Below are 13175 nucleotides of genomic sequence, written 5' to 3'. Positions count from 1 at the left end.
ATGATTTGACAACAATTGAGGTTGATTCGCAAACTAACCAGTAAGTAGACAAGATTGCCTCTTACTGGTCCTTTTTTGTATTGACAATTGTAAAAATCAGGATTAATATCAGGAATATACTAGTAGTTTGTATTATTATGGATGTAGTTTAATGTAATGAAGTGTCGTAAGGACGCTTTACAGGAAGAATGTTCACTATTTCTGTAAACGGAAATCGTTTGGGGGGTGATGGATATTTGATATCCACAACCACGATTCGCGCAGAACTGGAAGACTACATCAAGAAGGAAGGGACAACCCTTCATCGCTTTGCGGAAATTTCAGGAGTCAACGTTGGTACGTTAAGCGGCATTATTAACGGAAACCGGCCGATTGCCGTCGGACAGCTGGATCGGATCACGAAAGCGATGGGGCGCTCCGAAGGTTACTTCTATGACTTATACGTAGACGAATGTTTTGTTCCATCCGCCCCCCACTGGAGAAGACTTCGCCCTTTTTTTATGCGCTGCGCCGAACTAGGGCGTCATGACTGCATTCAAGAGGTGCTGAACCAATTACTCGAAGATTTGAAGCAAATTGCGGGGATTTTTGAGACAGCGGAACGGTTGTTTGAACAGGGCTTAAATGAAGCGGCAGTTATTCTATATGAAGCCGTTATTGAAAGTGAACGTTTCAGCCATTCAGAGCGGTTGGCTATAAGTTATTATCGAATCTTTCAGATATATCAAAGCGATGGGCGAAGAGGTTTTAAAGCGGCATTACAATTTCTGCCTTACCGTTACCGATTACCGGAGGCGCTGACACTTGAAGGTTTGTTAATGCTTATTCGGATTTATTCGGTTAGATTTAATTGGGCGGAAGTTGAAAATTATGCGGATGAACTAAGCAAGCTGGCTTGGACATTATATGAAAAGAAGGTTTGGAAGCAACCTGACTTTAGGCCTATCCGACCTCTAGTATTTTATTATGGGAAAGCTTTTTTGTTTAAATCAGGCACCTACGAATATCGCGGTATGTATGAGGAATCAAGGAAATGGATTGCCCAATATGCCGATTTAAGCTGGTTTGAGGGACTGGATGACACGGCAAAAGCAGAAGTAGAAATGTTAAAAATCTTCGCTGAAGCCAATTACATGTGTGTGGATGTTAAAGCCGGTAACCGTTTGAGAATACCGGAATATGTCTCTTTTCTGGAGGCCCATCCGGATGAGATTGTCGAAGGTTTAATCACTTTAATAGAGTCCGCGAATAGGCATGATTTTTATATCGATGAAGTATTTGATAAATTTTCTAGTGAGATCGAACAGTACAGGAAATTTGGTAGAGAAAATTGGTTGACAAAAAAAGTCGTAGATGTTGACTATTCTAAAGAACCTCCTTACTTTTTCCGATATGCCGTGTTTTTTCAAAGCAACGCGATTTACCATTTCAGAAAAGGTTCGTATGAAGAGGGGCTAGACAATCTCCTCGATAGCATGAAAATGTCCATCAAAATAAGCAGCAAGGATATACTCGTTAATACTACTATGGCCATTTTTGAACTCCATCGGCAATTTGCTTCAGAAGAGCAAACTCAAGAGTATAATAAACTTTGCAGAAAGGTGTGGGAAAATGAAAAGGAAAATATCTTGGGTGGTCTCGGGTATCTTTACGTTTAGCTTTGCTTTTGTTGTAATTGGTAGTAAGTTTACGACATTTTTGCATGGTTGGAGTTAATATAAAAAACAGAGAATAATAGAGACAACTATAAATATAAAATTTTGGTATTTTTTATACTATGCAGTAGGCGTCAGTATGTAATATTTGGCAACATCTCCTAATATGTTCATGGGGTGAGAGCTATGAGCAATTCGGAGAGAATTAAACTCCGTATAGAGATGGAGAGAAAAGAATTAAATCGTTTAGCGCAGCGGTACGGGCTGAGGCACAAAAGGGTCATTCATCAGTCGGTCCTATTGGACGGGCTGCTCAATAATTATGACAAGTTTACAGATGTACGCAGAAAGCAGCCGATTGCTTAATCGGCTGCTTTGTTCTTTGGTCAATTTTTTTGTTTTTCTTCTTCTTCGATGGGTGTTGCCATTATTTCCAAAACTAGATCCAATGAATATCCTTTCGAATTCAGTCTATGTATGATCCTTTGTCGTTCAAACAAAATACCTATTTCTAGGCCCTCTTTGAATCCTTTTTCGTATCCTTCCTTGTATCCTATTTCGTATTCTAGGCGCACCCAGTCCGGCATTGATTCCATAAGGGTTTCACTCTCCTTGCGACAAAGTATAAATTGACTTTGCATGTGCATAGTAATCTCAAATCGCTTATAGATATGGTAGGGGCTTGATTTGGTTGTTCAGTTGTTCTGTAACTTCCGCACTTCCTCAATCGGCAATTCGATAGTTTCGGCCACTTCCTCTAACGAAAATCCTTTGGCAAAGAGCCTACGGGCAATGTTTTGCCGTTCGGTTTGAACACCTTCTTCCAACCCTTTTTCATACCCCAGACGCATCCAGGCCGGCATTAATTCCATGATAGTTTCCCCCTCTTTCGGATATTGATTGGTTAATTCATTGAGCATCGCTTCGTCCTGTTTCGGATCAGACACGAAATATAAGTCAGCAATAGACATAATAAGCTTTATTCGAGCGTTATCTAACTTTTTAGTAAGTTGTAAAATCATCCGTAAATACGCAAAGCGCATTTCCTTTTCTTCGCCTTTATTGTATCCCATTTTGGCCAGCAATGCAGCAGCAACGGGGTTATTGGAATCGACAAATTTTCGCCAATGGTGATTCCGCAATTCCACTTTTAGAAATTGAAAATGAAGGATTTCCTGACCGGGGATATCCATGCTAAAAGAGTTTCGTTCATCATGCATACTTTCGCCAGTAAACACGGCAATCGGGATGATCAGCTTATGTTCTTTCCGGTGGCGTTCGAACAACCGGCTGAAGTAGACAAACATTCTCTCATGGAAATCCGGCTGTTTATAGGACTGGGGTTCCAGGTGAATAAGTATGTAGGTGTCCGTGGCGATATACTTTGTTTCCAGCAGCAGATCAAGCGTGCGGGACTCTTCGCCAACGATGTCAACGAGTTGCTCCTGCATAAGAAAACGGGTCTGGCGGTGATCCAGCAGTTTGTCGAGCTCGGGGAAGAACAAGGCAATAAATTCGGCGAAAAAAGTTTGCAGCAGCTTTTTAAAGGCTTCATCGTGCGGGATATAATTTTTGCCATAATCCGGTTCGAACGGCTTTTCCCGGACTTCTTGCAAATGAATGCTCATGGAATCACGCTCCTTTCTTTACTAACTCAAAAAACAAAAAAGCACACCGCGAACGCACTTCAAGTGCATCGCGAGTGTACTTCACCCGAGATATCTCTAAATTTGGCGGAATGAGACCTAAATCAGCTTATTCAGGAATTTTTTAACTTCCGCACTTCCTCAATCGGTAATTTGATAGTTTCGGCCACTTCTTCCAAAGAAAATCCTTTGGCAAAGAGTCTGCGGGCAATGTTTTGCCGTTCGGTTTGAACTGCCTTCACTACTTCTTCTATTCCTTTCTCTAATCCTTCTTCCAACCCTTTTTCATACCCTTGGCGCATCCAGGCCGGCATTAATTCCATGATAGTTTCCCCCTCTTTCGGATATTGATTGGTCAATTCATTGAGCATCGCTTCGTCCTGTTTCGGATCAGGCACGAAATATAAGTCGGCAATGGACATAATGAGCTTCATTCGCGCATTATCTAACTTTTTTGTTAGTTGTAAAAGCATCCGTAAATACGCAAAGCGCATTTCCTTTTCTTCGCCTTTATTGTATCCCATTTTGGCCAGCAATGCAGCAGCAACGGGGTTGTTGGAATCGACAAATTTTCGCCAATGGTGATTCCGCAATTCCACTTTTAGAAATTGAAAATGAAGGATTTCCTGACCGGGGATATCCATGCTAAAAGAGTTTCGTTCATCATGCATACTTTCACCAGTAAACACGGCAATCGGGATGATCAGCTTATGTTCTTTCCGGTGGCGTTCAAACAATCGGCTGAAGTAGATAAACATCCTTTCGTGGAAATCCGGCTGCTTATACGATTGCGGCTCAAGATGAATAAGTATGTAGGCGTCCGTGGCGATATACTTTGTTTCCAGCAGCAGATCAAGCGTGCGGGACTCTTCGCCAACGATGTCAACGAGTTGGCTCCTGCATAAGAAAACGGGTCTGGCGGTGATCCAGCAGTTTGTCGAGCTCGGGGAAGAACAGTGCAATAAATTCGGCGAAAAAAGTTTGCAGCAGCTTTTTAAAGGCTTCATCGTGCGGGATATAATTTTTGCCATAATCCGGTCCGAACGGCTTTTCCCGTATTGCTTGCGCATAGACATTCATGAAACCACTCTTCCTTTCTTTACTTAGACAACGGAAAACACAAAAAAGCACACTGCGAACGCCTAATAAGCGTATCGCGAGTGTGCTTCACTCGTTTTGTATTCCTTTATGAACAATTGTAAACCCGGATGGGGATTTTGGCAATTTTCTATCGGAATGAAGTCACCAACCCTTGCAGCAGGGTGCGTACATCGTATTTATATTGGTTGATCGGCACGATCGGCGATTCTATCACCAGCCCGCCGAACGCCAGCGTGTAGAAGTTGGCCAGAAACCGCTTATCCGCTTCCTCAACGCGCATGCCGCAGGATACTTCATTGACGACCCCCATGATGAGTTCGTTCGAGACCGAATAAGGCCCACAAAATCAATCACCTAGGCATCGCTTGACAACCGCATTGCCGTCGGGTTACTTTAGAGTTAAAAAAATTACTTGTGAGTATAGCGGGAGGAGAATAACCTGATGAAAGGACGTTACTTATGGCTAACGATAGCGGCGGTATTCACGCTGTCTTTAACCGCATGTTCTTCGGGAAACGATGGAGAAACCGCCGCAGCGAACGCCGACTCGGCAGTCGTTGAGGTTGTGCAGGTGAAACAAGAACCTTTAAACACGGTGTATGACCTGTCGGGCACGCTGCAATCCGCCGATTCGGCGACAGTTACGTTTCAAGCATCCGGAGAAATCAAACAGACATTGGTGGAAGTTGGCGACAAAGTCAAGGAAGGAGCTGTCCTGGCGGTGTTGGATGACGCGCAAGCCCGGATTGGGGTGGAACAGGCCAAAAGCGGCGTAGCCCAGGCCAAGGGCCAAGTCAGCGCCGCCGAGGCGGGGCTCGCTCAGGCCGAAGCGCAAATCAAAAACGCCGAGGCTAATTTGTCCGCAGTGAAGAAGGGGGCATCTGAGGAGCAGTTGGCCCAAGTCCAAAATCAAGCGAAGCAAGCGGAAGATGCTTATAGTAAAGCAAAGACCGATGCCGATCGTTACCAAAATTTATATGCGCAAGGGCTGATTTCGCTTAATGAATACGAGCAAACGCAACTTCAGCTTAAAAATGCGGCGAACACACTGGACAGCGCAAAGGAGCAACTGAAAGAATTGGCCGATGGCGCGACGGCTGAACAACTAAAAACCGCCAAGGCCACGCTTGAACAAGCCCAGTCCGGCAAGAAATCAGCCATAGCTGCCAAAATGCAGGCCGAGGCGGGGTATCAAAACGCGCTGGCCAGTCAGGAGCAGGCCGAGCTGGCCTTGTCCAAAACGAAATTAACGGCTACCGTATCCGGTACAATACTGGAAAAAATGGCGGTGGCCGGCCAGGCTGCCGGCGCGGGAAACCCGGCTTTTGTCATCGGGTCGACCGCCGAACTACAGGTGCTGCTCCCGGTTCCGGATAGCAAAATTTCCGCTTGGAAAGCGGGACAGAAAGTTGATGTGGCGCTGGGAAATGAAACCCGAACCGGAACCGTAACCCGCGTTTATCCGCAGACCAATACGGGGACAGGCACGATTTCCGTAGAAGTGAGCGTTCCTAACCCGAACAAGGATTGGTTCCCGGGACAGGTCGTGAAGGCAGGTCTTCAGGTTTCCGATCAAAAAGGGATACTCGTCCCGGCCGAAGCCGTGATCAGCAAGGGCCAGGAGCCGTACGTGTTCCGTGACGTAAACGGAAAAGCGGTGAAAACAACCGTCGAACTGGGGGATGAAATCATTGAAAACCGCTTCCGGGTTTTGTCCGGTTTGCAGGAGAGCGATGTCGTCGTGACCGCCGGAGCCGAAGGGTTGTTTGACGGGGATTCCATTGTAACGGCGGAGGACGCAGCTGATGATTAATTTTTTGGTCAAAAAACGCAAAATCACCCTGTTGTTTTTCATTATGCTTATTTTGGTCGGCGTGTACAGCTTTACGGGGCTGGCCCGCCAAGATATGCCGGATGCGGTGGTGAAGACCGCGCTGGTGACGACGGTTTATCCGGGTGCGACGCCGGAGAAGGTGGAGCAATCCGTCACCAAGGTGCTGGAACAGGCGATCAAAAAAGTGGATAGCGTAGAGAACATCATCTCTACTTCGGGAAGCGGGTATTCCAGCATTACGGTAGAGGCTTATGCGGATGCGGACGCCGAAGCGGCCTGGGACGAGTTGCGCAAGAATGTCCAGGACGCCGCCGCGGATTTACCGGACGACGTGAATCAGCCGGTCGTCAATGATAATCTGGCCTCTGCTTTTGTCGGCTCTTATGTGATTTACGCAGATAACCGGGAAGACCTGTATACGCTGAACGATACGATGATCGAATGGCGCGATCAGATCCAGACGGTAAAAGGCGTGGCCGGCGTGGAAATCCAAGGGATTCCCGACCAGGAAGTCGCCGTTCAGATCGATACGCAGAAATTGCAGCAATACGGAATTCCGTGGGGAATGGTCATTCAAGCCGTACAAAAGATGAACGAGCGCGTACCGTTGGGCGACCTAAGTTACGATAGCCGCAATTATCAGCTGATGGTCAAAAGTTTGGATGACGTTAAGAAACTGAATGATGTTTTGATTATGAGGACGCAAGACGGGTTCCCTGTTTATTTAAAAGACGTCGGCGAAGCCAAACTGGGGTATAGCGATCCGGAATATTTGCCGTATTATAACGGGAAGCCCGCCATTCTGGTCAACGTCAACGCGCAGACGGGCTCGGACGTGCCTTCGATGGATAAGCTTATTACGGCGAAGCTTAGCGATTTGGCCGAAGGCCTACCGAAAAACATAACGTTCAAGACCGCATTTGCCCAGCTGGAAGTCGTGAACAAAATGTTTAACGATTTGACCCGGGAAATGCTGATTGCGATCGTGGCCGTCATCATCGTTTGTATGCTCGGCCTGAATCTGCTGACGGCGGCTTTTGTGGCCTTGGCCATTCCGGTCTCGATCGCGCTGGGGCTAATCGCCTTGCCGCTGACCGGGGTGACCCTGAATGAAATTACGATCGTCGGTTTGATTATCGTCCTGGGGATCCTGGTGGATGATGCCGTGGTCGTCAACGATAATATCGAGCGGCGGCTCAGCGAACTCGGGGAAAGCCCGTCCGACGCTTCCGTAAAAGGAGCGAAGGAGGTATCCATTTCGATTCTGACGGCGACGTTGTCGACCATCTTTGCCTTTATGCCGCTGCTTTTCCTTACGGGCGACGTCGGCTCCTTCATCAAGCCGATTCCGATCGTGATTTCCTGCTCCATGTTGGCGTCCATGGCGATGTCGCTGACGATCATACCGATTTTCCGCGAATGGCATGAGAAGCGAAGGGTCCAGCGTCAAGCGAAAAAAGGTGAGGGAAAGCCGCCCGGTTTGCTTGGTAAACAAATTCATACCGCAACGCAGTGGTATTCTGGTAAAATTATTCCAAAGGTGCTGAAGCGGCCTCTGCTTACCGCGCTGACCGGACTTTTGATCGGCACAGCCTCGTTTGGTTTTGCGCTGCTGACGCCGATCGATCTGTTTCCGCAGGCGGAAGATCCGAACGTGAACATCAATGTGGAGATGCCGGTTGGAACATCGTTTCAGGAAACGGATCGCGTGCTGTCAAGCGTCGCCGAGTGGGTGATGAAGCAGCCGGAAGCGGAGACGGTCAGCTTCGGCGTTGGCGGAAAGGCACCGCAATTATTTTCGGACATCACGAACATGGTAAGCTCTTCGCCGACGGTAGGCCAAATCGCGGTTGTCGGCAAAGAGGGGAAATATAACTGGGAAAAAACGGTGCAATCCTGGCAGGAGAAATTGAAGAAACAGCACCCTGGGGCCACCATCACGACGAGCATTCCGCGGCTTGGGACTCCGGTGGGAGCGGCCGTATCCGTGCGGATTTCGGGCGAGGATTTGACTGAACTCCAGACCTTGTCCCAGCAGGTGAAAGAGAAAATCGCCCAGGTGGACGGCACCTCGGGAATCAAAGACAATTTTGGAAGCCAAAGCTATACGCTGGAGTTTGCCGTTAACGAAGAGGCTATGAAACAGCGTCAGGTGGATTACCAGACATTGACCCAAACGCTACGACTGATGGGCGACGGCCTCGATATCGGCGATTTTGACACGGGGAAACAAATCATCGATGTCAATTTGTATATGAAAAACAAAGACGGCAATCCCAGCGATCTATTCCAGCAAATTAACGTGACCAACGAGCAGGGCGTGCAGGTGCCGTTATCGCAGCTCGCGGAATTGAAGCCGTCGTTCTCCATCCAGAAAATTCAGCACTACAACCTGGTGCGTACCGTTACGGTAGAGGCTGATGCGACAGGCGGCAAAACCGCGACAGAGCTTAATACGGAAATTAGCGCTCTGCTCGGCGACATGCATTTTCCGGAGGGCTATACTTGGACGCTTGGTGGCGAAACGTCGGATCAGGCCGAGATTTTCGCGGATTTGGGCAGCTTGTTCATTATCGTCATCTTCTTGATTTTGCTGCTGATTACGGTGCAATTCTACTCGCTGTCGGCGCCGGTCATTATTATGACGACGGTGTATCTGGCTGCGGCGGGCGGAGTCATCGGCATCTTTATTTCCGGCTCGTCGATCGGCTTTATGAGCATCATGGGGATTATCTCCTTGGCGGGGATCGTCGTGCGAAACGGGATCGTACTCATCGAGTTTATCGAGGATGCGCGCCGGGAAGGCGTAGAGCTTAAAGAAGCAATCATCGGAGCGACCTCGGCCCGTTTTCGGCCGATCTTGCTGACCTCGCTGACCGCCATCATCGGCATGCTGCCGCTGGCGATTACGGGAAGCATCCTGTTCCGGCCGATGGCGTATACGATCATTTTCGGGCTGATGTTCTCGACGTTACTCACTTTGATCGTCGTTCCGTCTTTGTACATGGTGGTAGCCTTGTATAAAGAAAAACGCCAGGAGCGGAAAGCAAACCGGGATGCTGGACCGGCGGAACCTTCGGGCCATCTTCCGGAAGGTCCGAATAATCCGATAAATCTATGAAGAAAGGATCATATGGTGTGAGTAAGAAAACAGCGATCATTGACGCGGCGTTTCAACTCTTTGAACAGAAAGGGTTTGCTTTTACAACGATCGATGAAATTGCCAAGGCAAGTGGAATGACAAAACCGTCGTTTTACAAATATTTTCCCAGTAAAGAGGATTTGCTGCTGGAAGTGCTTGAGATTTTTTCCGAAGAGCTGGAGGAACAGGTCCAGCGGCTCTATCGCAAAGTAGATATATCGAAAAGCGACCGGATCATCGAGTTAAGTATGATTTATCTGGAAGATATTTTTAAATATCACACTTATCTCGACTTTTTTCTTGATCCATCGCAACATTTTTTTGAAAATGAACGCATACAAAATGCGGTGATGACGGTTGAACGTAAAGTATTTACATGGTTGCAGGACAGTATTGCCGATCTGTACGGCGAGCAAATGGACGGATTTGCCGTGGACGTGTCGTTTATTGCGATCAGCATCATGTTTGTGTACACCCGGGTGTGCAGTCCAAATCTGTCTCATGGCCAAAACCGTAAGTTAGCGGTTTATATTGAATATTTGATCGGTGTAGTGGTCGAAGGGTTGAAGTTCAAAAAACCGGATATGCCGCTGTTGTTTGAGACGCCTTCCTGGATCATGAACTGCTGGCCGGAGGACGTTACGCCGGTTATGAGATCGCGTCAGCTTCAGCGGGTTTATCGTAAAATGGAATCGATCATCCAAGATCACGCATTCCTGAGCGATTCCGAAAAGCAAGATTACCTTCAGGCTATTGCCCAAATCAAAACAGAGTCAAAGGAGTCTTTAAACCAAAACGTTGTCATCAAAGCGCTGCTGTATTACCTTGAGCAGCTTGACGAGCTCCGTGACGAATGCGGGCAGTTAAGGCTGATTTTTGAGCCGGAGGCAACCCCGTCACAAAATTGAATATTTACAACGTTGCGCCCGGATCTTGGATCCGGGCTTTTTGACCTTGTAGAATTTATAAAATTTTGGGCATGGTACAGGGCGATGCGCAGGTAGAGAGGGGAGGAGGAGGCGGGCGTGGGGGCTAAGGGACACCAGAGCCGTTATTTGAGGAAAAACGGAGCATTGTAAAATGTAACGGACACAGAAGCCCATATTTACCCCAAATCGGCCTGGATGAACAGGTTTAGAGCGAAATAGGGCCGCCTGTGTCCGTTAGCCTGGGAAATACCGGGGAAATGGGCGGATAAGGACGCTGGTGTCCGTTAGAGCAGCGTCCAAAGTTTAGGAAGAGCCACCAATCGTTCCAAAGTAGAAGTCAGAGCCACTAAAGGACGCCGTCAGGCGGTTTTCTTAATTTTGTGGAATATGTAAATTTTACATAGTGTAATGAGAAGTTTGCAATGGTAAATCACAGTGCAATAAACCCTTATAATATAAGGGTTTATGAGATTTTCGAAGAATAAATTGAAAAAAAATAAATAAAAATAGCTTGATAGAAACGCTTTCATTTGCTATGATAGCGCTATAAAAAGCCGGGAATGATGTAAAATTTACATATTATTATCATTTTGTATGGTAGATTTTCCGTCTTGCTCGCTTTTTGAATCCTATGAAAGAGGTGGTAAGGATAAGACGGATCGTCATAGACACGGATATCGGCGACGATATCGACGACGCGCTGGCGATTGTGTTGGCTCTGAATTCCCCGGAACTGGACTTGGCCGGATTAACAACGGTGTACAGAAACACCGGTTTGCGTACGAAGCTAGCCTTGCAATTACTTAAAGCTTACGGAAGATTGGACATTCCTGTGGCGACCGGCATCGGCAGTCCGCTGATTAACAAAACGGATACCGCCAGCATTCCGTGCCAGTGGGCGGAGGAATACCGGGACATCGATCTCAACTGCGAGCAGCATGCGGCGGATTTTCTGATCGATCAGGTGCGGCGCGACCCGGATTTGACGATTGTCGCCATCGGCCCGTTGACCAATATCGCCTGTGCGGTGATGAAGGCTCCCGAGGTGATGCGGGGCGCCAACATTGTGATGATGGGCGGGATGCACTCGGCTTTTTACCCGGAGTGGAACATCGTGTGTGATCCCGAAGCGGCGAGAATCGTCTTTGATGCGGGGCTGAAGCTGACGATGATCGGCCTCGACGTCACCCTGCAGTGTCGGTTAACCCAGGCCGATGTGGATCGGATCAAGCGCGCGGGGAGAATGGAAACCGATTTTTTGTCGCGCCTGATAACGATGTGGATGGATTCGTCGAAACATCTCCCTATCCTGCATGATCCATTGACGGTTGCTTATCTTAGTCATCCGGATTTGTTGGACCTTGCGCCAAAGAAGATTTCCGTAGAGTGCAAGGGGGAGTTTACAAGGGGAATGACGGTCGAACACAGAGACGTATTCTTCGATCGTCCAATGGAGACCAATGTGCTGGCTGCCGTAGAGGTAAAAAGCGAAGCTTTCATTCAACTGTTTTTGCAAAGATTGCTTAAATGAGGGGGGCTCTATATGAAAACAAAGAAAATATTAGGGATTTCGATGCTGGCTCTGATGCTTGTCGTGGCGGGATGCGGAGGCAAGTCGTCCGGCGGCAACGCAAGTGAAGGCGCAAACGCAAAACAAGGTTCGGGGGAGCAGGTGACGCTGGAAATCTTCAACCAGAAGTCCGAAGTCAAGGACTATCTGAACCAGATCATCGCCAATTTCGAGGCGGAGAACCCGAACATCAAAGTCAATCAGGTGCAGGTTCCGGATTCGCGAAAAGTGTTGTACAACCGGCTGGCCAGCAGCGATGCGCCCGATATCATGTCCATATTTCCAAATGAATCCGATTTCAAAACGCAAGCCGAGTCCGATTACTTTATGGATTTGACCGGCACCGATGTGCTTGCGAACATCAATCCGCAATTTTTGGACGGCGTCAAAGTAAACGGCAAAGACTACAGCGCGCCGCTGACGGTGAACGCTTACGGGATTTTTTACAATGCCGATAAATTTGCCGAACTCGGCTTGAAGGTGCCGGCAACCTGGGCGGAACTGGAGCAAACTGCGGCGGCGATTAAGGAGAAGGGCGTTATCCCGTTTGCCACCAGCTTTAAGGCGGCCTGGTCCGCGGGCCATCTCACCGAAGCACTGCTGACCAATGCCGTGGGCTATGAAGCGGCCAACGGATTTTTCCAGGACGCTTCGGTCAAGGCGGCAGATGATCCCGGCATTCAAAAGCTGATAGCGCAAATGGATTTTATTCGCGACAACAGCCAGCCTGACGCTGCAGGGGCGGATTATCCAGATGCTGTAAATCTGTTTGCCACGGGACAAGCGCTTATGCTTCCGCAAGGCATTTGGGCTGTTCCGGTGATCGAACAGGCCGGCATGGAAGATGCATACAAGATGTTCCCTATTCCGAATGAAAGCGGTAACGGGGCTGTCGTAGGCGGCATCGATTACGCGCTGGCGATCTCCGCTTCCACGGAACACCCGGAAGAAGCCAAAAAGTTCGTGAAGTTTATGGCCGATCAGCAGACGGCGCAATATTTGGCGGACAATGAGAAGTCTCCTTCCACCATCACGGGCGTCAAAGCGGACGCTCCGCAAACGGAGGATGTCACGAAGCTGATTACGGAAGAAGGGCGTTATTATCCATGGCTTCACTTTAATTGGAAGGCGGGCCTCGATTCCAGCTGGGGCACGGAAACCTCCGCGTATCTGATCATGAAAGACAAGGACGCCTTGCTGAAATGGATCAACCAGGAGTTTGGCAAGTAAGATAAAGTCGGACTGGAGAGGATGCATCATCCTCTCCGGTTTCCACATTTATTTTTAAAAAGAGGGGG

The 13175-nt window shown here is 48.2% G+C and carries 11 protein-coding genes and 1 pseudogene; 7 read left to right on the top strand and 5 right to left on the bottom strand.

Annotated elements, in window-relative coordinates:
- Positions 1-236 precede the first annotated feature (236 nt).
- Together ACLD72_RS20910 and ACLD72_RS20905 are read left to right on the top strand one after the other, a co-directional pair.
- Positions 237-1658: a helix-turn-helix domain-containing protein gene (locus ACLD72_RS20910; protein WP_410999368.1), complete on the top strand. Its 1422-nt coding sequence runs from the start codon at positions 237-239 to the stop codon at positions 1656-1658.
- Between the two features lie 183 nt (positions 1659-1841).
- Entirely contained in the window at positions 1842-2021 is a 180-nt protein-coding gene (locus ACLD72_RS20905; RefSeq protein ID WP_410999370.1) for a Spo0E family sporulation regulatory protein-aspartic acid phosphatase, read from the top strand.
- A 20-nt stretch (positions 2022-2041) separates the two neighbouring features.
- On the opposite strand, the gene ACLD72_RS20900 is transcribed toward ACLD72_RS20905, so the two are convergent.
- The 5 genes and pseudogenes from ACLD72_RS20900 to ACLD72_RS20880 form a co-directional block, all read right to left on the bottom strand.
- The gene (locus ACLD72_RS20900) at positions 2042-2251 is read right to left on the bottom strand and encodes a hypothetical protein (RefSeq protein WP_410999372.1); all 210 of its coding nucleotides are present in this window, start codon (positions 2249-2251) and stop codon (positions 2042-2044) included.
- A gap of 99 nt (positions 2252-2350) precedes the next feature.
- Positions 2351-3283, bottom strand: a complete 933-nt coding sequence (locus ACLD72_RS20895) for an Rpn family recombination-promoting nuclease/putative transposase (RefSeq protein ID WP_410999374.1) — start codon at positions 3281-3283, stop codon at positions 2351-2353.
- A 131-nt stretch (positions 3284-3414) separates the two neighbouring features.
- Positions 3415-4263, bottom strand: coding sequence for an Rpn family recombination-promoting nuclease/putative transposase (locus ACLD72_RS20890; protein ID WP_458476142.1), 849 nt, complete (start codon positions 4261-4263; stop codon positions 3415-3417).
- Positions 4184-4381 carry a hypothetical protein gene (locus tag ACLD72_RS20885; protein WP_458476144.1) on the bottom strand — a complete coding sequence of 66 codons (198 nt, stop codon included), beginning with the start codon at positions 4379-4381 and terminating at the stop codon, positions 4184-4186. Before ACLD72_RS20885 ends, ACLD72_RS20890 begins: the two co-directional genes overlap by 80 nt.
- 148 nt (positions 4382-4529) lie before the next feature.
- Positions 4530-4724 (bottom strand): annotated as a pseudogene (locus ACLD72_RS20880) (TetR/AcrR family transcriptional regulator C-terminal domain-containing protein); the annotation flags it as partial.
- A 120-nt stretch (positions 4725-4844) separates the two neighbouring features.
- On the opposite strand from ACLD72_RS20880, the gene ACLD72_RS20875 reads away from it, so the two are divergent.
- From ACLD72_RS20875 to ACLD72_RS20855, 5 genes are all read left to right on the top strand, one after another.
- On the top strand, positions 4845-6215 hold the full coding sequence (locus ACLD72_RS20875) for an efflux RND transporter periplasmic adaptor subunit (protein ID WP_410999378.1): 1371 nt from the start codon (positions 4845-4847) through the stop codon (positions 6213-6215).
- Entirely contained in the window at positions 6208-9357 is a 3150-nt protein-coding gene (locus tag ACLD72_RS20870) for an efflux RND transporter permease subunit (protein ID WP_410999380.1), read from the top strand. The genes ACLD72_RS20875 and ACLD72_RS20870 overlap by 8 nt, the downstream gene beginning before the upstream one ends.
- A 17-nt stretch (positions 9358-9374) precedes the next feature.
- Positions 9375-10286, top strand: a complete 912-nt coding sequence (locus ACLD72_RS20865; protein WP_410999382.1) for a TetR/AcrR family transcriptional regulator — start codon at positions 9375-9377, stop codon at positions 10284-10286.
- Between the two features lie 652 nt (positions 10287-10938).
- The gene (locus tag ACLD72_RS20860; RefSeq protein ID WP_410999384.1) at positions 10939-11838 is read left to right on the top strand and encodes a nucleoside hydrolase; all 900 of its coding nucleotides are present in this window, start codon (positions 10939-10941) and stop codon (positions 11836-11838) included.
- A gap of 12 nt (positions 11839-11850) precedes the next feature.
- A complete protein-coding gene (locus ACLD72_RS20855; protein WP_410999386.1) occupies positions 11851-13107 on the top strand; it encodes an ABC transporter substrate-binding protein in 1257 nt (418 codons plus the stop codon).
- Positions 13108-13175 lie beyond the last annotated feature (68 nt).

The sequence above is a fragment of the Paenibacillus lacisediminis genome (assembly GCF_046567315.2).
This window is presented reverse-complemented; position numbering and strand designations above follow the sequence as displayed.

Bases quoted from the DNA above. Each gene is read 5' to 3' on its own strand.
- ACLD72_RS20900 (WP_410999372.1), bottom strand. From the start codon at position 2,251: ATGGAATCAATGCCGGACTGGGTGCGCCTAGAATACGAAATAGGATAC.
- ACLD72_RS20905 (WP_410999370.1), top strand. From the start codon at position 1,842: ATGAGCAATTCGGAGAGAATTAAACTCCGTATAGAGATGGAGAGAAAA.
- ACLD72_RS20875 (WP_410999378.1), top strand. From the start codon at position 4,845: ATGAAAGGACGTTACTTATGGCTAACGATAGCGGCGGTATTCACGCTG.
- ACLD72_RS20895 (WP_410999374.1), bottom strand. From the start codon at position 3,283: ATGAGCATTCATTTGCAAGAAGTCCGGGAAAAGCCGTTCGAACCGGAT.
- ACLD72_RS20885 (WP_458476144.1), bottom strand. From the start codon at position 4,381: ATGAATGTCTATGCGCAAGCAATACGGGAAAAGCCGTTCGGACCGGAT.
- ACLD72_RS20855 (WP_410999386.1), top strand. From the start codon at position 11,851: ATGAAAACAAAGAAAATATTAGGGATTTCGATGCTGGCTCTGATGCTT.
- ACLD72_RS20860 (WP_410999384.1), top strand. From the start codon at position 10,939: ATGAAAGAGGTGGTAAGGATAAGACGGATCGTCATAGACACGGATATC.
- ACLD72_RS20870 (WP_410999380.1), top strand. From the start codon at position 6,208: ATGATTAATTTTTTGGTCAAAAAACGCAAAATCACCCTGTTGTTTTTC.